We start from the raw sequence: 21,558 nt of genomic DNA, 5'->3' as shown, positions 1-21,558 counted from the left end.
AAGTCACAATTGTTATCTGTGTGTATTTTTTTAACCAAAATGAAACAAAAATCGTAGCGATGCGATTTTTATTGGTTTATGCTCTTCACGTGCATTTTAGCAGCGCTGCGATTTTCTCGGCGCAGCCAGGCAACCCATGTTGGAGAACACTTATAAAAATGAATACATCTCTGTTTACCTTCATTAGCATGCTGTTCTTTACCTGCCTAGTCGCCGCCATATCTTGGTTCTTGACTCGTAAGGCAAAGGACGTTGGTGCTCATGGTTACTTCATGGCCAGTGGTGGCCTCAATGGCTGGTTTATCGCAGGTTCGATGATGCTGACCAACTTGTCCATCGACCAACTGATCGGCCTTAACGGCGATTCGTATGCGCATAACCTGAGTTCTATGGCGTGGGAAGCTACAGCCGCAGTATCGACCATCGCACTGGCGATGTTCTTTCTGCCCCGCTACCTGCGAGGCGGGTTTTCAACACTGCCGGAGTTTATTGAGAAACGTTACGATGTCTCTACTCGCCGGGTGGTCAGTGCCCTCATGGTGGCGAGCTACACACTGGTCCTCAACCCTGCCTCGCTGTACCTGGGCGCGATCACGTTCAATCAGATTTTTGATCTGCAAAGTATTATGGGCTGGTCTTATCCGGCGACCATATCGCTACTGATCGTCAGCACTGGCGTGATTGGTGGTGCTTATGCCGTGCTCGGTGGTCTGCGTGCTGTGGCAGTGTCGGACACTATCAACGGTATTGGCCTACTGATCGTCGTGATCCTGATCCCAGTCATTGGTTTGTGGACCCTCGGCCACGGCGACGTGCTGTCTGGAGCACAGACCATCATGCGCGATACCCCCGAGAAGCTGAACGCTATTGGTGGCCCACAGGATAAGGTGCCGTTCGGCGCACTGTTCACCGGGATGATCGCTGCCAACCTGTTTTATTGGTGTACCAATCAGGCCATCGTACAAAAGAGTATGGCGGCTAAAAACCTGGCTGAAGGTCAGAAGGGTGTGCTGCTGTCTGGTTGCTTGAAGCTGTTGGTGCCGCTGGCAATGCTGATGCCTGGCGTCATCGCCTGGCATCTGTTCCGGGATCAGCCGCTATCGAATTCCGACATGGCGTATCCGGCGCTGGTATCGTCCTTGATGCCCTGGTGGATGAAAGGTTTCTTTGTAGCGGTGATTTTCGGTACCGTCATGAGCCACTTCAACGCCATCATCAACGGCACCGCAACACTGCTCACCTACGACTTCTACAAGCCATTGCGGCCATTGGCCAACGATGAAGCGCTGGTGCGCTTTGGTAAACGCATCAGCATCCTCGCCGCCCTTGCGTCGTTACTGGTAGCGCCAATGCTGATGTACACACCAGAAGGTATTTACGCCGTACTGCGCCGCTTCACCGGTTTCTTCAACATGCCGATCATCGCCATCATGCTGTTTGGTTTCTTCAATGCTCGTGGCGGCGCGTTCCCTGCCAAGCTGGTATTGGGGCTGCATGCTGTCTGCTACGGAGTTTTCGTACTGGGCTTCAAGATCGACGCATTATTGGGTATCAGCTTTATTCATGTCATGGGCATTATGTTCGCCATTGAGATGGTGATCCTGATTGCTCTGCGTAACCGCTTTGCCTGTGCCGAACCTTACGTCGCACAAACCTCAAGCCGGATCATGGATCTGACTCCCTGGCGCCATGCCGGAAGCTTCAGCGTTGTGCTGATCGGCGCCCTGGTATCGATTTACCTGACCTTTTCCCCGCTGGGTGTCGCCAGCACCAACGGGCCGAGCGATTGGTATGTGCCGCTGTTGGCTGCGGTCTGGGTATTGGCATTCATCGCGGCGCGCGTTATCCGCAATCGTTGGCAGCAAAAGGCGAATGAGTCCAACCAACCCACTTACGAGGTGCAGTCCTGATGCCATCTTTAACTTCACTGGCCACCGCAGGCTTTGTACAAACGGATAGCGAAATTCAACTGGTGGTCGATGGGCGTGTGTTGTTCCGTCACAGCGAAAGCACACCAGCGATTTATGTTGGCCAGGGTGAAGCCGATATCACCATGCAACGTGGTAATTTCTCCATTCATGATTATGTGCACGAACGGATTGCCCTACGTCACGTCTGGCTGGATAAAGCGGCAGCGCGCGTTGATTTTCGCACCTGGGCTGACGGCCCGCTGATCCTCAGTTTGAAACTGGAGGTAAAAGGTAACCTGTTGCGGCTGGTTCCGCTGAATGCTGATGCTGGTATCAATCGCTTTTGGTTACGCGTGCCAGCATTGGCTGATGAACACGTTTGGGGCTGTGGCGAGCAGATGTCTTATTTTGATCTGCGTGGCCGACATTTCCCGTTATGGACTTCAGAGCCTGGGGTTGGCCGGGACAAGTCGACGTGGCTGACCTTGCAGGCCGATAATGAAGCCAATGCTGGTGGCGATTACTACCACACCAATTATCCCCAGCCGACTTATATTTCGTCTCAGCGTTATTGCCTGCACGCAGTGACCACGGCCTATGCGGACTTCGATTTCCGTCATGACAGCTTTCACGAATTACAGTTTTGGGCAGTACCTGAAGCATTCGAATTTATGCTGGGTGATGACTTTCCTACTCTGGTCAGCCGGGTGTCGAGCCATTTCGGCCGTCAGCCACGCCTGCCAGAGTGGGTGATGAACGGTGCCATTCTTGGCCTGAAGAACGGTTACGAACATGCCCAGTTGCGTCTTGAAGACGCACTGGAAAAAGGTGTCGCCGTCAGCGCGCTTTGGTGTGAAGACTGGGAAGGCTTGCGCATTACTTCATTCGGTAAACGGCTGTTCTGGGACTGGCAATGGAACGCTGTGCGTTACCCCGATCATGCCGCATGGGTTGCTAACCTTGAGTCCCAGGGCATCCGTTTCATGGGTTACGTTAACCCATACTTATGCAACGACGGTCAGCTCTTTCTCGAAGCGCAGGAGGCCGGTTATCTGGCGACGCGGGCTGAAGGCGGCACCTATCTGGTAGATTTCGGTGAGTTCCTTTGCGGCGTCGTTGACTTCACCTTGCCTGCGGCTGCTCAGTGGTTCGAGGAGCGTATTTTACGCCGCGAAATGCTCGATAAAGGGCTATCTGGCTGGATGGCAGACTTTGGCGAGTACTTGCCCATCGATCTGAAACTTGCTGGCGATGCAGACCCCATGCTTGAACACAACGCCTGGCCAGTACGCTGGGCAGAAGTCAACGCGCGGGCAATTGCTGCCGCTGGCAAGACCGGCGAGGCGTTGTTTTTCATGCGTGCGGGCTACAGCGGTGTGCAGCGTCACTGCCCGCTGCTGTGGGCGGGGGATCAGTCGGTCGATTTCAGCCGTCACGATGGCCTGCAAACCGTCATTTGCGGTGCCCTGTCTTCTGGATTGCTGGGCAATGCTTACCACCACAGTGATATCGGCGGTTACACCAGCCTTTACGGCAACCTGCGTACGGCGGAACTGTTTCAGCGCTGGGCAGAGATGGCCACATTCACGCCGGTAATGCGCACCCATGAAGGTAACAGACCGGATCACAACGTGCAGTTTTGGCAGGATGCCGACACTTACGCACATTTTGCCCGTATGACCCGTATCTACGTCGGCCTGCGGCCTTATCTGCAAAGTCTGGTCGACGAAGCCGAGACCCAGGGGCTGCCGTTACAGCGGCCATTGTTCCTTCATTACGAACATGATCTGGCTACCTATACCATTCAAGATCAATACCTCTATGGCCGGGATTTACTGGTTGCACCGGTACACGCCGCAGGGCAAAACGACTGGAGTGCCTATCTGCCCGTCAGTGAACAGTGGCAGCACCTGTGGAGTGGGGAGCGCTTTGCCGGTGGCCAGCGCGTGACCGTAGCTGCACCATTGGGGCAACCACCGGTGTTCATCCGTGTTGGCAGCCAGTGGCAGGATCTTTTCGAGGCCCTCGCTGATGCAGCCAAATGAATTAGCCCCATCAGATTGTCGGCAACTGAGCAGGAAATGGTTCTTCAGGGGATAGGGCATGAGTTACAGCGTTAAATGTGTCGTCGAGCAGGCCAGCGAACTGGGGGAATGCCCAGTGTGGTCGGTTAGGGACCAGGTCCTTTATTGGGTTGATATTCTGGGACGACAACTACACCGGTTCGATCCGTTAACCGGGGCGGTTGCCAGCATCGTACTGCCTGAAGACATCGGCTGTTATGGGCTGCGCCGCCAGGGCGGGTTTATTGTTGCTTTGCGTGGCGGTATCTACTTGTTGGCGGAGGACGGTACGCTCGGCAAAAAACTTGCCGACAACCCTTGCAACCCCGCAGATAGTCGTTTTAACGATGGCCGTGTCGATCCATGGGGGCGGTTCTGGGCCGGGACGATCTGGCAACCTCGCGACCGCAATGGTGCAGTGTTGATGCGAATCGATGAGCACTTGCGCGCAGAAGTCATGGCCGCTGATGTCATGGTGTCGAATGGGTTGGCCTTTAGCCCGGATCGCGCCTGGATGTATCACAGTGACACTCCGAATCATGTGCTCTATCGCTATGCCCTGGATGCCGATGGTCAGCCAGGAGCACGTCAGACGGTGCGAACTTTTAACCGTGGCACGGGCGGGCGCCCCGACGGCGCTGCTTTTGATAGCCAGGGTTGTTACTGGAGCGCGCAGTTTGACGGTGGGCGCATTCTGCGGCTGGCCCAGGATGGTACTCAACTGGACGAGATCCGGGTTCCTACCCGGTGGCCGACCATGGTTGCATTCGGCGGGCCTGACCTCAGGACGTTGTATATCACCAGTTCACGGGAAAACCGTAGCGCCGAGGAGCTCGCCGAGTGGCCGCTTTCAGGTTGTGTATTTGCTGTTGAAGTTAACGTTCCCGGCTGCCCGGAACCGACGTTTGCTGGTTGAGTTTGATCAATTATTTTTTAAGGACATTTTCATGAGTAAGCACACCGATACACGTTACCCCTCGTTGAAGAACAAAGTGATATTGATCAGCGGTGGTGCTTCAGGTATAGGCGCAGCTTTTGTTGAAGCTTTCCATGAACAAGGCGCACGTGTGGCGTTCATTGATATGGATGATATCGGTGGTCAGGCACTGGCAAGTCAACTGGGCGAGGAGCGGGTGTCGTTTATGCCATGCAACGTTCGTGATATTGCAAGTTTGAAGGAGTGCATCAGCTCTGTGGAAGCCAAGTGGGGGGCTGTTGATGTACTGATCAACAACGCAGCAAGGGATGATCGTCACCCGCTACAGGATGTGAGCGTCGAGTTTTGGGATGAGCGCATGGAAACTAACCTGCGGCACGCATTTTTCGCTGTACAGTCTGTGGTGCCCGGCATGGCCCAACGAGGCAGCGGAGTCATTATCAATATGGGGTCGATTTCATGGATGCGGGGGCGCCCAAGTATGGTTTGTTACACCACGGCAAAAGCGGCGCTTAACGGCATGACCCGCACACTAGCACGGGAACTGGGAGCCAGCGGCATTCGTGTCAATAGTTTGGTGCCTGGAGCGATCCGCACTGCTCGCCAAGACGCCATGTGGGCCAATGATCCCGGCGGCTTTGCACTGGCTAACCAGAGTTTCATCGAAATGCAAATGCTCAAGTTTCGATTGGACGCAACAGACTGTGCACGCATGGCGCTATTTTTAGCATCTGACGACAGCCGTGGCTGTACCGGGCAGAATTTCATCGTTGATGCCGGGCTATCGATTCAATAAGTACAGTGCCTGATTGCCACGGGTGGTCAACTCTTCATCTCGTTCTACCTGTTGGCGCTTGAGCCGGGCATTTTCGGTCGCGAGTTCCTGCTCTTGTCCATATGCGTCAATTGGAGCTTGCTCCAGGCGGTATTGAATCATTCCTCATGCAGGATAGTACTCAGCGTATGGTGAAACTCGTGGCCAGCCTCTAAATAGTTCTCTGTCGTATATATCCCATCATTTGATCAAAAATTAGTCAAAAATAGAGAAAATATTTTTCATAAATAACGTTTTTAGGATTTTTCTTTCTTGTTTAATTAAATATATAAAATTTTTAGTATTGAATATTAAACTAATTTAAAATAATAAAATTAAAAATAATCCCGTTGGTAAACTATAAGTTATTCGCCGTGAATTGACTCTGTGTGGCTTATTTTGCCGTTGTTTAAACAGAGTCTAAACAGAAGTGAATTAAATGGTTAAATATTTTGGAATGTTTTTTTATTTTTCCAGAAATTTACTTTTAATTTTGTTTATCTCGACTACTATCAATATTGCCATAGGAACTTGAGATGGTTTTATTTCTATTTTTACCTTAAACAGAGGAAAGTAGTCAGTAACTGAACTTATTTTCTCTAGTCCTCTATTTTATATAGGGGTTCTCTCTACCTTTTAATGGGGTTTAAACAATGAAAAAAACAGTCGTGGCTACTGTATTCGCCAGCCTAGCAATGCTTGCTACCACTAATGCATTGGCGGTTGATGGTACTATTCATTTTACAGGTAATATTCTGGACTCAGCCTGTAATGTCACCTCTGGTGTTGCTGGAACCCAGACTGTGGCGTTGGGTAACTTTGCCAAAAGTGATCTGGCTACTGCAGGTATGACTTCGGCAGGTACGGCGTTTACCGTAACACTCTCCGGTTGCCCGGCCAACGGTTATACCAAAGCCTCCCTGAAATTTGATGGGACCACGGTAACGAGTGATAACACCCTGTTGGCCCTGGATACAGGGCAAACAGCCACTGGGGTGGGTGTACAACTGCTTGAACAAGATGGTGCCACCCCTATTGCCATGAGAACAGATTCTGTGGCGAAGAATCTGGATCTGTCAGCTTCAACGGCAGTCACCAGTCTGAACTTTGTGGCGCGTTATAAAGCCTTTGCCGGCGCAACAGCAGGTACGGCCAATGCCACTACCACCTTTGAGGTTGACTACAACTAATTAATCAACCGTAATCTTAAGGGTCATCAACAATCGACATTGCCTGATTGTTTGGCCCTTATAGAATAAAAATTGCCATTTTCTGGTAACCAGAAACACGGCTGATTTCTGTTTCTCAAAGGCATGGTGATATATCCAAGTCGTTTTTATTGACCCTTTTTTAAAAACAACCTGGATATGTCAGCTTAAACCAGATGGTTCAAGTTTTTTTAAAGCAAGTAGCAATACAGGTAAGTTGCAATCCATTCGAGACGCTAGAAAACCGGCAAAGGGATAAAGCACTGTCACCACGTACTTGCGTATTGAAAAAGAGAGCAATAAACAATGAAGAACGAGGGGGCTATTGATGGATTAACCTCGTCGGAAAAAGACAGCTCTTGGGGGCGTTCATTCTTATTTATTGAGTTAATGGAGAGACAGCCATCGTGAAAAATCGACATCTACCGAATCAGAACCGACACATTTTTAGATTAAAAGAAGCGGTATGCTTGATAAGATCACTGATTTTCCTGGTGGGTTTCACAGGGCAGTGGGCTCTGGCTGATGACTATTTCAACCCTTCTTTGATCGAGAACATCGGTTCCCAAGTCAGCAGACCGGATTTGTCGATATTTGAAAAAAACGGCTCACAGGTTCCTGGCACCTATCATGTTGATATCAATATCAATAGTGAACGAGTAGCCAACCAGCAAGCGGTAATTTTCACCGCAGTAACCGGCCCTGATGGCAGACAGAGCCTGCAACCCTGTCTCTCCAGTGCACAATTGCAATCCTGGGGAGTAAAAACTGTCCCCTTTGCACAATTGGAGCAGGGAGGCTGTGCCAATTTATCCGCGATACCTGACGCCAAGGCTACGCTGCTCTTCGGCCAGCAACTCCTCCAACTCAGTATCCCGCAGGCGGCGCTCTCTGCACAGGCTCGGGGCTATGTTCCCCGGGAACAGTGGGACCCAGGGATTATCGCCGGGCTGCTCAACTATAGCTTCAACGGCTCCGAGCAGTGGAATTCGCAAAACCAGAGCCGCCATTCTGGCAGCCAGTTTCTCAACCTGCGTCCCGGTCTTAATATGGGGGACTGGCGGTTGCGCAACTACTCAACCTGGAGCCGCAACAACCAGGGGGAAACCACCAGCAAGGCTATCTATACCTATGTTCAGCGTGATATTTCCCGCCTGAATAGCCAGTTATTGCTGGGGGACAGTGTGGCTCCCAGCGACGTGTTCGAGAGTGTGCCGTTGCGCGGTGTGCAACTGTCTTCTGACGATGAGATGCTGCCTGACAGCGTGCGGGGCTATGCCCCGGTAGTGCGCGGCATTGCGCGTACCAATGCCAGAGTCGTCATTCGCCAGGGCGGCTTTATCATCTACCAGAACACTGTGGCACCGGGGGCCTTTGAAATTACCGATATCTACCCCACGGGCGGGAGCGGTGATCTACTGGTTACCGTGCAGGAAGCCGATGGCAGTGAGCAGCAGTTGGTGTTCCCGTTCGCTTCCCTGCCGGTGCTGCAACGTGAGGGACAACTGAAATATAGCCTGTCAGGTGGGCAATACCGATCTTATGACAGTAACGCCAAGAAACTGTCATTTAGCCAGTTGACCGGTATTTATGGCTTGCATTACGGGCTGACGCTGTATGGGGGAACACAGATCGCCCAGGATTATCAGGCCGGGGCACTGGGGGTAGGCAGCAATCTGGGGGCGTTGGGTGCCCTCTCGACTGACGTCAGCCACAGCTCAGCCAAAATGCGCGGCGAAGAACGGCGTCATGGGCAGTCCTGGCGAACACGCTACAGTAAGAATTTCGTGGAAACCGGCACCAACTTTGCCATCGCCGGTTACCGCTATTCCACCAGCGAGTATGCAACCCTGCAGGACGTGGCAGAAAGCTATCGTCCGCAACAGAATCTGACCAGGCGTGAAAATCGTTACCGCGCCGAAATCCTGTTAAACCAGAACCTGTTCGAGGAGCGAGGTTCACTCTTTCTGAGTGCTATCCGGGAGGAGTACTGGGGCAGTGGCCGCAAGATGCAATCGATCAGTGCTGGTTATGGCAACAGTTGGCACGGGATTGGCTACAACCTTAACTACACCTATGCACAGAACAAAAATCAGCATGCTGGCAACCAGCAACGTGAGAATGATCAGAGCTTTTCCTTGAGCCTCTCGGTGCCGCTGAGCCAATGGTTGCCCTCCACCTGGGGCAGTTATGGCATGAATGGTGGCAATAACCAGGGCACCTCCCACACGGTAGGGGTGTCTGGTACCGCGCTGGCGGGGAATAATCTTAACTGGGGTGTCCAGCAGGGTTATACCCACGCGGCACATGACAACCCTAGCAGTAACAGTACCAACCTGAATGCCAGTTACCAGGGGAGTCTGGCTGAACTCAATGCCGGGTACAGCCGCGCCCCCAATCAGCAGCAGGTCAACTATGGGGTGAAAGGCTCGGTGCTGGTTCACGAAGGGGGAGTCACCCTGGGGCAGTCTCTGGGGGAAACGGTCATGCTGGTGAAGGCCCCCGGCGCCAAAGGGGTTGAGGTGGTTAACCATACCGGCGTGAAAACCGACTGGCAGGGGTATGCCGTTCTGCCTTATGCCAGCCCTTATCGCAAGAACGAAGTGGCCCTCGATATGGACTCGTTGCCGGAAGATACCGAAGTCAGCCTGAGCAGCAAGACGCTGGTGCCTACCCGGGGGGCTGTGGCCAGGGCCGAGTTCGATATCCAGATTGGATACCGTGCGCTGGCGATTCTGCGGCAACGCGATGGCACGCTGGTTCCCTTTGGCGCGATGGTCAGCAACCCGGCGCAGGGCAAGGCCCAGGGCAGTATTGTGGGGGACAACGGTCAGGTGTATCTCACCGGTCTGGCAGAACAGGGGCAGTTGCTGGTGAGCTGGGGTCAAGGGGCAAACAACCGGTGTAAAGTCTCTTACCACCTGCCAGAACACCAACTGGCTGCCGGGATTTATAAACTCGACCACCTGCAATGCCAATAAAACTCTGCGTGTTATCAAACCTGATATTGCTTAAACCTTGGCGATTACTTTGCGGCCATTTTGGGCGCAACAATTTACTCTGGAGTCAGTAAATCATGAAATATCTCTCTCTGGTCTGCAGCCTGCTGCTGTCTACTCTGCTCGGCAACCACCTGGCTCATGCCGGGATCGTGGTGGGGGCCACCCGACTGGTTTACCCCGCCGTGGAGAAGTCGGTTTCATTAAACCTCAAGAACCCGGACGATTCTGCCTATCTGGTACAGTCCTGGCTGCAGGGGCCGGAAGGTGAAACCACCGATTTGCCGTTTATCATTACCCCGCCGCTGTTTCGTTTCGAGGCGCAGCAGGACAATACCTTACGTGTCATCCGTACCAGCGATCAGCTCCCCACAGATCGTGAATCCCTGTTCTGGCTGAACGTCAAATCGATTGGCGCGTCGACCAACCCGGTTAACCAAGTCAGTAATACGTTGCAGATTGCGGTCAAGACCCGGATCAAGCTGCTTTATCGGCCCACCGCCGTAGCCGGTATCCCTGAGCAGGCTGCCCAAACTTTGCAATGGCAACGTCAGGGCACACGGTTAACCGTCAATAACCCCAGTGCGTTTTACATGAACTTTAAAGAGATCCTGGTGGGAAACACCCCGTTGGAAAATGTCACCTATGTGGCACCAAAGAGCAGCACTACCTTTGTGGTACCCCGTGAAGCCCATGGCAATACCGTGAGCTGGCGCATTATTAACGATGCCGGAGGAGCCAGTGACAGCTATCAGAGTGCTCTCTGAGCACTGGCCTGAAGGGCGTGGGGGATGGGGGGGCTCGTGGCCCAGTCTTAACGCTCACGACGAACAAACCTATAAGAACCAACAGTGATGGGGACAAGATGAAAAGAAGTATAATGCTGATCATGTTGTGTGGCTTTTTTTTCACCAATAAACTCTGGGCCGCTTGTTATGCTCCTTCTGGCACACAGAATATCACGATTACCCTGCCCAGCACCCTGGTAGTCGCGCGTGATGTTCCCTCAGGAACGGTGGTGTGGGAATCCGGCTGGCGTGTCGGCGTTTATGTGAACAATATTTACTGTGATGCTCCAGGTGCCTGGACCATGGCCTACTTGACTAGCACTGTTTCCAGTCGCGGTTTGGCTACCGGGTTTACCGATGTGTACAATACCACCATCCCTGGGGTGGGGATCCGTATTTATTATTGTAAGGCCAGTTGTAGTGGAACAGCGGTGTCTGGGGCCTATAACCATAGAGCGATGACCACTTCTGCCGGGCCCTATGAGAGCGATATCGGCGGCGGGCCATTTATATCGCAACCGGGGTATTTTGTACAACTGGTAAAAATCGCTGCCACCGTCGGCACGGGTACCCTGACCTACTCTGGTGTGGGTGCGGTCGCCTACTATGATGTTGCGCGATCGTCCCAGTTGACACTGACAGGGACCACCGCAGGGAAGAGCAGCGCCTGTACGGTCAACAATAACAGTGTAACGGTTACGCTGCCTACGGTGCAGCTCAGGTCTTTTACCAGTGGCAGTACCTCCTCTTCTGATGCAAACGCAGTCAAGGAATTCCAGATAAACCTGGTGTGCGGGCAGAACATCAACGTGTATTACCGGATTGACGGCACAACGGCAACGACCAACGTGCTGGCCAATACCACCGGAACCGGTAGAGCAACCGGGGTGGGGGTGCAGTTGTTCAAAGGGACGGCGGGCAGTAGCGTAGTGCAGCCGCTGAATGCACTGGGCACGTTGGGGGCCCCGATAACAACAGTTGACAACCAGGCGGTCAATATCCCGTTAACCGCAAAATATTATATGACCGTGCCATTGCTCAGCAGCATGACTGTCGGAACTGTTGACACCACAGCCACCTTTACCCTGAGCTATCAATAATGCGTCAGCGGCTGACTTGAGTTGTCTGCCGCAACTCTCCTGGTTCAGGGAAAGAATGTTCATCCCGCAGGTGGAGAGGATATCAGCGACAGGAGCTTGCCCACAGCTGATATCTAAAGCCGATAGCGTTTTGGGATAGCCAAGTTTTTCACTTATTAATCTGCGTTTATGGCAAAAAAGGAAAAATAAACCATGTTGCAAACCAACAACACCAGTTATGCCCGATATTCAGTTTGCATGATGGAACAAAGAAAGCTAGCGCTTGCTGTTACAGGAAAAGTTCACATAACTATTTAATGAATTGCCTTTTTATCGGGAAGTATCGGGTGTTTTGTGAATTAAATGTTAACAAGCTAATTATTGCATTCTCGGTGTTTTTTGCAGTAGTACCGGATGATTTCCCTTTTCTTAGCTGTACCCTGCTTGTAAACTTTCTCTCTGATGAACAAGTAATAGAAACGTTAAGGATAAAAAATAAAAGATGTATGGAAAACTAGTTGTTACTGGAATTATGGTGACATTGCTGAGTGGATGTTCGGCAGGTCTTAGACCTTCGTTGGAAGACTATAAAGGTTCGGATGCAGCACGTATCCGTACTGCATCCGATGGCAATACGGCCCTGCAATTTTTCGAAAAGCAGATTAATGGTTGCTATAAAAAAGTTTTAGAGCGCCGAATTACGTCTGGTCTAGCTGTTATGGGGATCCCTGTTACTGGTAATAAAAGAATAGGAATGCCAGAATCATCTAACAATAAAGGGGCTTTCATAAATGAATTTACTATTAAACCAGGGCAGTTGGTGAGAGTAATTCACTACTGGACACAGGCAGGATACTATCAAAACACTCAACGGTCTTATACATATACCTTCATTCCTCAACCTAATCATGATTACGATATTGTCGTTACTGGTTCAGAGTTTTCAGGCGATAGCGTATCGGTAAGAGATCTGGATCCAAATGCCAAAATAGTTGATTGGAAAGCAGACAACATCTGCCCCTCCGGCATGTTCGATTAATCTGGAAGGGTTGCTTGAACTCTTTTGAGCCTAGCCATAATTTGGTGTAACTGTCGGCATATTTCAGGTGATCGTTTAGACGATCACCTAAATCGATAATAAAGTGACTCATTGCCAAGGTAGGTAGGGTTCATTTTGAAAACTATGTTAAAAAAACATTAAAAATAACGGCATTGAAGCATCATGGATTGCCAAGTGCATGAGCAAAATTAACGGAATGTAATGATGAATGAGAATATTGATCGGGTCACTCATGCCCTGATTTGTGTTTCTGTGTGGATAGGATGGTTTGCTCTTTCATTTTCCCTGTTGCTGTTTCCAGGCTATGTGGGAATGTATCGTTCTGGCATGGCAACTCCTCTGCTATATATCATTTTCTGGCTTCCCTTTGCACTACTGGCATGGAAGCATTATCAGAAATCGTTTGGCTTAATGCCGTTGGGGAAAATAGCTCTGCAGGATATGTGGTTACCGGGCTTCGCGCTGTTGGGATTAACGGCCATTTTTCAATTTTTCGGCCAGCCTGAACCCTGGATGGAAAGCCTGATGCAGCCATCAACGTTCACTAAAATCCTGCTAGTGATAACTATTTGTGTGTTAGCTCCGATCTCGGAGGAAATTATCTTCCGTGGTTTTTTACTGAATGCGGGGATTGGTTTTGGTCACAGAGGGCGATTGCTGGCGGTAGTTATTACTTCGTTGCTGTTCGCTTTTGCACACACGCAATATCTCTATCCGGTGACGTTTATTTCATTGTTTATTTTTTCTACGATCCTTTGTGAAGTCAGAATAAGAACTGGCAGCCTGCTGATGCCGATGGTGCTTCATTCGATTAATAATACAGTTTCCGTAGCTTGGGTGATGGCGTTGAGCTAAAGGGCGTTTTGGGAATGTCTGTGGCCCAGCGGACGGAACCCTCATCCAGCCGCCTATGTCACGCTACGCAAACCGAATGTCAGGCAGATAAAAGCCGATTCTGGCATATCGCTATAAACTTTTAAGGTTAATGGTCTCTTCATCTCACCTTAGGAGGGTGTATGCCTGACAATTGCGTAACCATATTGGATAGCGTAACGCGTTTCCTTGACCGCCAGCATGGCTTATATATCAACGGCCAGTGGCAGGTTTCTCAGGCTGAACAGCGGCTGGCGGTGTATAACCCCGCCGACGGTCAGCAAATCTCTTCGACAGCCGATGCCAATGTTGCTGATGTGGCACTGGCTGTCACCTCTGCTCACCAGGCATTTACCGATGGCGTGTGGGCGCAGTGTCTGCCCGCTGAACGCGAGCGCATTTTGTTGCGCTATGCCGATCTGCTTGAGCAGCATAGTGAAGAACTGGCCCAGTTGGAGACGCTGGAGCAGGGCAAGTCGATCAATATTTCCCGCGCATTTGAAGTGGGTTGCACGCTGAACTGGATGCGCTATACCGCCGGGTTAACCACTAAGATTGTGGGGCAGACGCTGGATGTCTCCATCCCGATGCCGCCGGGAGCCCGCTATCAGGTCTATACCCGCAAGGAACCCATCGGCGTGGTAGCCGGGATTGTGCCCTGGAACTTCCCACTGTTGATCGGTATGTGGAAGGTGATGCCTGCACTGGCTGCGGGGTGCTCAATTGTGATCAAACCTTCGGAAACCACGCCGCTTACGCTGCTGCGCATGGCGGGGTTGGCAAGCGAAGCCGGTGTGCCGCCGGGCGTTTTCAACGTGGTCACTGGCAGGGGAGCGGTGTGCGGCAAAGCGCTGACCGAACACCCGCTGATCGCCAAAGTGAGCTTTACCGGTTCTACCCCGGTGGGTAAAGGGATAGCGCGAGCGGCAGCCGAACGGTTAACCCGCGTCACGTTGGAGTTGGGCGGCAAGAATCCGGCAATCGTGCTGAAAGATGCCGATCTGCAACAGGTGATTGAGGGCCTGATGGCAGGCAGCTTCCTCAATCAGGGGCAGGTCTGCGCCGCCAGTTCCCGCATCTACATTGAAGCACCGATTTACGATCGCCTGGTCGCTGGTTTTGAGCAGGCGGTGAAATCGCTGTCCGTCGGGCCGGGCATGGATGGCAGCACGCAGATCAATCCGCTGGTTTCTGTGGCTCATCGCAACAAGGTGGCCGCCTATCTGGAAGATGCCAGAAACAAACGCGCCGAGCTGATCAGTGGTTCTGCTGGGCCGGACACCCAAGGATTTTATATCCCCCCTACGCTGGTGATTAATCCCGACGATAACCTGAACCTGGCGCGGGAAGAGGTTTTTGGCCCGGTGGTTAACCTGATCCGCGTGGCAGATGCCGAAGAAGCCCTGCGTAAAGCCAATGATACCGACTATGGTCTGACGGCCAGTTTATGGACCACCAGCCTGCAAGCGGCCATGGCCTATACCCCACGCATTCAGGCAGGAACCGTGTGGGTGAATACACATACGCTGATCGACGCCAACATGCCGTTTGGTGGCTTTAAGCAGTCTGGCAGTGGCCGTGATTTTGGCCCGGATTGGTTGGATGCGTATACCGAATCGAAGTCGGTCTGTATCCGTTATTGATTTTAGCCCTCGGGGCCGTTGAAACAACCAGGGGCAAACCGTGGTTTGCCCCTGAGCTTGATGACAAAGTGGTCTTTTAGCCCGAGATACCCGGGTCTAGCGCACCGAGGGGCGCTCCGGCGGCTTACGCCGCTACGACCCCTTCGGCACGCTCCCCCTAATAACGGGCTTTATGAGCAGTCTGAACAACTATTGTTGCTGTTGCCCATTCAGATTCAGCGTTGGCGTTTCATCGAAGAAATTCCAGGGTTTGAGCAAGGCGTGTACCCATTCGGTTGGCATAATCGGCCACTCTTCCGCACGTGCCACATGGGTGGTCCCGGTGGTGAGCCAGACCACGTTGTCGGTATTGTCTATCGATTGATTGTCGGCAGTGTATCGCCCCAGCCCGGTATCATGCGTTGAACGGTTCGGGTATTTGCCTTCCGGGTAGCGCTCGTCCGGGTTGTAGCGGGTTACCCACAGTTGCCGATCCATAAAGCTCAGGCGATGATAAATCCACTCGTCTTTACCAAAGTTAGCCCCCTTGGCGATCGGATGGGTGCCGCCCGCATAAGGGATCAACTGGTAAGAGACCGGGTTGCCCATCCGGTTCAGCCGGTTAGGGTTACTCAACAGGCGGATAGTGGAAGGATCGAACTTCTGCGCAGCCTGTTGCTCGGTGCTCACCTTCACCTGATCGACCTGCATGGTGCTGGTGCGTGGGCCGCCACGATCGTTAGGTTTAACATCAGGGTTCAGCTCCACCAGGCTGTTGTTATCGCCATCCACATCCATATCAAGACGGAAATTGTAGATATGTTGGTGGGTGGTTCCCACGATGTTGTGATCGATCAGCGTACCGTACTGCGTGTCCTGTTTGGCGGTGGGATCCTGCATGGTTCTGGCTTTTACGCCTTTCACGGCTTCGATACCGGTCGCCCCGGCGTCGATACCGATAGTGCCATTCTGGTGGAATACCCAATCGAAGATGTAATCGTAGTTACCCACTGTGCTAATCCAGCGCACCACCAGTTCACGGCGTTCGGTGCTGATATTCGGCTGCCCCATCTCCTGATGTTTATATTCAGGCCCGGCGTAGCGTTCAAAGATCGCAATAGCTCGCGGGATCTCGGTGGGTTTGCCGGTGTAATCGGCTATGGTTTCATTCAGCAATACCGCGTTTTGTGGCGCATCTTTACCCAGCGCGATCGGTGACGTCAGCGTGCCCATACCGTAGTCACCCGCATCCAGGTAGGCTTTGAAATACCAGCCCACGTCGGGATCGCCATAAGGCACAATCATGCCGCCCAGCGAGCCTTCATACATCACTTTGCGCTTCCGGCCATGGTCGTTATAGGTCACGGTTGAGATCACCGGCCCAACGCGGGAGTTTAGATGCAGGTGAAAATCCCAGTTCTGCCAATGGATGGTATTGCCGGTGATGGTGTAGTTTTTACCTTCCGGCTCCACGATCTCCAGCGGTTTGAGATGTGGAGCCTGGCGGTTGCGGCCATCGTACGGCGTGGGCTTCATCGGCACCGGGATCACCGGCCCTTCTTCAATCTTGATGATCTTCTTCTGTTCCAGATCGACCACGGCCACCAGATTTTCGATCGGATGCGCCCAGTAGTTACCATCACCCACATCGAGATAACTGATGACTTTCAGCAGGCGCTGGTCCTGTCGCAGACCATCTTTACCGTCAAAATACCCGACCGTCAGCGGCGTAGTGATCACTTTAGTGGGATCCTGAACCCCGTGTTTTTTCAAGGCTGCAGCATACTCTTTGCTGCCATTGATGATGGTCTGAACGCTGGTGAAATCATCCAGCAACACCATCCCCTGAGCGTCTTTGATTGGCTGCCAGGACAGCACTTTCTTTTGCTGCAAATCCACCACGGTTTCAATGATATGCGCTCCGTCGAGCAGGGTGATGTCGGCCTGCCGTGGTTGCTGTGTGTTGCCACCGTTCAGGACAAACTGCCAAACCCGATCTTTCGCCGGTGCGCGTAGTGAGATCTCGGTAAAACGCAGGTTGCTTTTATACTCCGGTGCCGTCTTGATAATGGCAACCGCCGAGTTGATTTCAGCCGCGCTCAACGGGTTCAGCGGATGCACGTGTTGTTCCACGGCAAAGGTCTGATCCAGGCCGGACTGGAACACCTCATTGATAAATGCATCGGACATAAACGCCGTTTTGCCCTTGAAGACTACCGGTGCCTGGAGTTTCAGCGGCTTGCCATTCACCAGCGCCTCGCGGGTATTCGGCTTGACCTTCACATAGGCACCGTCTTTAACGATAGTGAACATGCCAGCGTAATCATCCCACTGCACGCGGGCACCAAACTCCTCAAGCGTTTTTTGCATCGGCACCATACGGGCCGTGGCACCATGAGCCAGCGCCGTTGACTGCCAGCCGCTACTGACCAGCAAACCTAACGCCAGCGCGATAGTGGCTGGCAAGCAGGTGGTTTTCATTATTGGTTTTGTAAGCGCCATGATTTCCCCATTACGAATAAAAGAAGCATTGCATCCGCGATACCCAAAATCATTCGAGTTGCCTGTAGAGCAGGCCCCAGGTTCACCATAGCAACTCTTCTCGGGGGATATTTTGTTGTGCTTGCCATCCTGTTTGTCGCTTCTGACAATCTGCGGGAATCGTTCGGGCGCTGAGGATTACAGGTATTGTTTGCGATACTCGCTTGGCGACATCCCAAAACGTGCCTTGAAGGCGGTGGAAAAATGGCTGTGATCGGCAAATCCCCAGTCATAACCAATATCACCCAGCTTTTGCCGCTCTTTTAGCTGGCGCAACGCCTGTGCGCAGAGATCCAGACGACGGTTTTTGATGTATTGCGCCACCACCAGCCCTTTGCGGGCGAACATGCGATACAGGCTGCGCACGGAAACCCCGATCTCACTGGCGATCCATTCCGGTCGTAGCTGTTCAGACTGAATATGCTTGTCGATAAACATCAGTGAACGGCTAAAGAGCCGCTCGTGAACATCGTGCCCTGCGTCCTGCCCGGCGAGGGCGGGGGGCAGCAAACTGGCAACGGCGTTTAGCACCGCCTCGCTTTCAATTTTGTTCATTTGCGGGTTCTGCATGCTGCCTATAACCAACTGCTGGCTGAGTTTTGCCACCATATTGTCGGCACCAATGCGCTGCGCGCAGGGGAGTTGTATAAAACGCAGATGCTGTTCGACATAACTGCGCGGCAACACCAGCGATAGCTGGCGCGAACTGCCCTGATAGGTAAAATTACAGGTTTTTGAGGCATCGATAAAAGTGATATCCCCCGCAGACAGCATGGCCTGATGCCCACCTTGTTCCATGACCGACTGGCCACGTAACTGGAAGGCAATAAAAAAGTGGGAGTTATCGCTTTGGGCAATCTCCCGGCGGGTGCGGTAAAGGCGGGCCTGAGCCACATCAACCACGCTCAGACGCAAAGCATGAGAGTGGAACTCCTGTATTGCCCCCGCAAATCCGGGGGCTAGCGTTTTAGCGCAAAACCGACCACAGGCCGAATTCACCTGTACTAACCACTGTTCAAAGCTGGCGTCACCGGGATTGATGGAAGTGGCCATCTTAACTCCTTGAAAATTAGCCTTAACGGGCGGGCATTAAGGGCTATTTCGCTGGTTTTTAAGGTGTGGCTCTGGGGCGGCTGCCTTTCATGGGAATGAAAGAGATCACCAACGCACCCAGCACCAGAAAACCGGCGACCAGATAGATACCGGCATTAAAGCTCCCGGTAACATCCTTCAGCCAGCCCATCAGCAGGGGGCCCAGCGCTGCACCGCTCATGCCGGTGGCATTGATCACCGCAATACCGATGGCCCGGGCGCGCAAGCTGATGGATTGATCCGGCGTGGTCCAGAAGATGACCATGGCGGCAAACGCCCCTGTGGAGGCCATAATAATCCCCAGCAGCTGCAACAGGCTGTGGGTGCCAAGCGCCGTGAACATCCAGCCAACCGCAGCAAACAGATAGGGGAGCAGGGTATGCACCTTGCGTTCCTGCTTGCGGTCTGAGCGCTTACTCCACCAGATCATGCCGATAATGGTACAAATCTGCGGGACCGCGCTGAGAAAGCCAATGGTAATGTTGCTGCTGCTTTGGTTAAAACTCTGCAGAATCAGTGGAGTCCACACGCTCAGGGCGCTCAGGGTGTTGGTCAGGCAGAAGTACGCCAAGGTGTAGAGCAAAATCACCGGGGTAAACAGCTCGCGCCACATGCTGCCATGTTGCAGGGCGGTATAGCTGATACTGCCCTGAGGTTGTACCAGGCTTAACTTGTCGGCTTCCATCATCTCCTGCAGGCAGGCTTTGTCGTCATCCGTCAACCATTTGGCCTTGGCTGGGCTATCGTCCAGATAGAACCAGACGACGGCTCCCAACAACACTGAAGGGAATCCCTCCAGCAGAAACAGCCACTGCCATCCGCGCAGATCCAGCAGGCCATCCATACTCAGAATGTAGCCGGAGGCCAGCGAGCCCAGCGCCATGGTGACCGGCATGGCAATCATAAATAGCGCATTGGCCCTGGCACGATAGTAAGCGGGGAACCAGTAGGTTAAATACAGCAGCAAACCGGGTAAAAAACCGGCTTCCGCAATACCGACCAGCATCCGCAGTACATACAGGCTGTTAGGCCCGGTGGCAAACATGGTTGCGGTGGAAGCCACTCCCCAGACCACCATGATAATGGCTATCCAGCGCCTTGCGCCGACGATACCTAACATGATGTTACTGGGGATGCCACAGACCACATACATCACGTAAAACAGGGTGGTGGCCAGGCCGAACATGGTGCTGGTCAGGCCCAGATCTTTCCCCATGGTCAGACCGGCAAAGCCAATATTGATGCGATCCAGATAAGAAAAGACAAACAGAATAAATAAAAACACCAGCAACCGACGGAACAGCTTATTGATAACGGCCTGCTGACGGGCATTGAGTTTGATGCTGCCTGCCGCTGAATAACCTGGTGGGTCATGCGATATGGGTTCAGCAATAGGGCTACCGTTCATGATGACTCCGCATATAATTTTTATATACCCGTCATACTTCAAGTTGCTTGGGTGTTGGCTGCCCTCACTCACCCCAGTCACTTACTTGAGTAAGCTCCTGGGGCCTCGTTCAGTTGCCGCGTGACTCGGCCCAAATCTGGGCCTCGCCCCTTCGGGGCCAGCACAAGTGCTGTTCAAAAACGCGTTGCGTTTTTGTCAAGCAACTCGAATTATTTTGGGTATAGATATTATAAATAGTTAGGAACCAGAGCAGGCACGTGGGTAAATCAGCTAATGCCATGACAAAAAATACGTTATTTCAGTGCTTGCCGCTGGCCGTCTGTAGATCGCTCTTGCAAGGATCAACGCTGGAGCTTGGCTCACTTATAGGAAGGAATGGTTTCGGCAAGCAACAAGTTTTTCATAAATGATACAAAAATGTTAACTATGTTTCATTTTTGTATCAATTTTGTGCGATGTTCGGCCACGTAGGGTCATAACAGAGAGCAACGGCACATATCGGTTCAGGGTAGTGCTACAGAGGCTCGATATAAGCGGCTATAATCGTTGCGCAACTACTTCCCTCAGTAAGGAAAATGATGAGCACAACGCCTGATAGCCTGCCGCATGAGGATCCGGTTTTTCACCGCGAAGAATTCCCTTTTTACTGGATCGTCAATGTCTATGCGCGTTATACCCAAATCATGGAAGTCACCCTCAAGAAGGTTCAACTGGACGTTTCGCGCTTTCGGGTATTGGCGATCACCCACCAATATCATAAGGCCAGCATCTCGCAGATTTCTGAATATGCGCTGGCAAAAATGCCCACTGTGACCAAGATCGTCGGGCGTTTGCGCGAGGATGGACTGGTTACCACGCTCAGCAGTGAACGGGATGCCCGCGTGACCGAAGTGACACTGACCCCAGCCGGAAAGGCCAAAGTGGAAGAAGCGTTGCGCCTGACGCAGAAGGTGTTTCAAAAGGCCTTCAAGGGTATGACTGCGGCGCAGATCGAGAAAATGAACCTGTCCCTGGGCCGCGTTTTGCATAATCTCAATGAGCTGTAATCGTTGACAGGGATGGCGATTGCAAAATTGTGATCTGCATAAACAGATGGCTTTTAACTTACTGTAAATAAAACATTTTAAAAAGGCCATTGGGTTTTTCTCTGATGGCTTTTTTTAT

The 21,558-nt window shown here is 52.3% G+C and carries 15 protein-coding genes; 12 read left to right on the top strand and 3 right to left on the bottom strand.

The genetic code is table 11. The features are described from left to right. Positions 1-158: 158 nt before the first annotated feature. The 11 genes from IV04_RS01210 (at position 159) to IV04_RS01160 (ending at position 15,374) form a co-directional block, all read left to right on the top strand. Entirely contained in the window at positions 159-1,910 is a 1,752-nt protein-coding gene (locus IV04_RS01210) for a solute:sodium symporter family transporter (RefSeq protein ID WP_051916523.1), read from the top strand. Then, complete coding sequence (locus IV04_RS01205; RefSeq protein ID WP_051916521.1) at positions 1,910-3,955, top strand: alpha-glucosidase; 2,046 nt, start codon at positions 1,910-1,912, stop codon at positions 3,953-3,955. Before IV04_RS01210 ends, IV04_RS01205 begins: the two co-directional genes overlap by 1 nt. Positions 3,956-4,013: 58 nt before the next feature. Continuing rightward, complete coding sequence (locus tag IV04_RS01200) at positions 4,014-4,889, top strand: 6-deoxy-6-sulfogluconolactonase (RefSeq protein ID WP_037396250.1); 876 nt, start codon at positions 4,014-4,016, stop codon at positions 4,887-4,889. Positions 4,890-4,920: 31 nt separating this feature from the next. After that, positions 4,921-5,706 carry an SDR family NAD(P)-dependent oxidoreductase gene (locus IV04_RS01195; protein WP_037396316.1) on the top strand — a complete coding sequence of 262 codons (786 nt, stop codon included), beginning with the start codon at positions 4,921-4,923 and terminating at the stop codon, positions 5,704-5,706. 671 nt (positions 5,707-6,377) lie between these two features. After that, entirely contained in the window at positions 6,378-6,914 is a 537-nt protein-coding gene (locus IV04_RS01190; protein ID WP_037396247.1) for a fimbrial protein, read from the top strand. Between the two features lie 488 nt (positions 6,915-7,402). Further along, the gene (locus IV04_RS01185) at positions 7,403-9,913 is read left to right on the top strand and encodes a fimbria/pilus outer membrane usher protein (protein WP_231566249.1); all 2,511 of its coding nucleotides are present in this window, start codon (positions 7,403-7,405) and stop codon (positions 9,911-9,913) included. A 95-nt stretch (positions 9,914-10,008) separates the two neighbouring features. Further along, complete coding sequence (locus IV04_RS01180) at positions 10,009-10,698, top strand: molecular chaperone (protein ID WP_037396242.1); 690 nt, start codon at positions 10,009-10,011, stop codon at positions 10,696-10,698. A 98-nt stretch (positions 10,699-10,796) separates the two neighbouring features. Continuing rightward, positions 10,797-11,819 carry a fimbrial protein gene (locus IV04_RS01175; protein WP_152562779.1) on the top strand — a complete coding sequence of 341 codons (1,023 nt, stop codon included), beginning with the start codon at positions 10,797-10,799 and terminating at the stop codon, positions 11,817-11,819. Between the two features lie 481 nt (positions 11,820-12,300). Next, entirely contained in the window at positions 12,301-12,837 is a 537-nt protein-coding gene (locus IV04_RS01170; protein WP_037396237.1) for a hypothetical protein, read from the top strand. A 225-nt stretch (positions 12,838-13,062) separates the two neighbouring features. Then, positions 13,063-13,713, top strand: a complete 651-nt coding sequence (locus IV04_RS01165; protein WP_037396234.1) for a CPBP family intramembrane glutamic endopeptidase — start codon at positions 13,063-13,065, stop codon at positions 13,711-13,713. Positions 13,714-13,874: 161 nt separating this feature from the next. Continuing rightward, positions 13,875-15,374, top strand: coding sequence for an aldehyde dehydrogenase family protein (locus IV04_RS01160; RefSeq protein ID WP_037396232.1), 1,500 nt, complete (start codon positions 13,875-13,877; stop codon positions 15,372-15,374). A 189-nt stretch (positions 15,375-15,563) separates the two neighbouring features. Here the strand turns inward: IV04_RS01160 and tynA are convergent, their stop codons facing one another. From tynA to hpaX, 3 genes are all read right to left on the bottom strand, one after another. Further along, positions 15,564-17,855, bottom strand: coding sequence for a primary-amine oxidase (tynA, locus tag IV04_RS01155; protein WP_037396229.1), 2,292 nt, complete (start codon positions 17,853-17,855; stop codon positions 15,564-15,566). 177 nt (positions 17,856-18,032) lie between these two features. Beyond that, positions 18,033-18,947 carry a transcriptional regulator FeaR gene (feaR, locus tag IV04_RS01150; RefSeq protein ID WP_037396226.1) on the bottom strand — a complete coding sequence of 305 codons (915 nt, stop codon included), beginning with the start codon at positions 18,945-18,947 and terminating at the stop codon, positions 18,033-18,035. 58 nt (positions 18,948-19,005) lie between these two features. Then, entirely contained in the window at positions 19,006-20,394 is a 1,389-nt protein-coding gene (hpaX, locus tag IV04_RS01145; RefSeq protein ID WP_037396223.1) for a 4-hydroxyphenylacetate permease, read from the bottom strand. Between the two features lie 578 nt (positions 20,395-20,972). On the opposite strand from hpaX, the gene IV04_RS01140 reads away from it, so the two are divergent. Further along, positions 20,973-21,440 (top strand): MarR family winged helix-turn-helix transcriptional regulator, encoded by a 468-nt coding sequence (locus tag IV04_RS01140; protein ID WP_037396220.1) that lies wholly within the window; start codon positions 20,973-20,975, stop codon positions 21,438-21,440. Positions 21,441-21,558: the final 118 nt, after the last annotated feature.

The sequence above is a fragment of the Serratia sp. Ag1 genome, from assembly GCF_000743355.1.
In the GTDB taxonomy this organism is placed as follows: domain Bacteria; phylum Pseudomonadota; class Gammaproteobacteria; order Enterobacterales; family Enterobacteriaceae; genus Chania.
The sequence above is the reverse complement of the archived record's forward strand: the minus strand, read 5'-3'. Positions and strand labels throughout refer to the sequence as shown.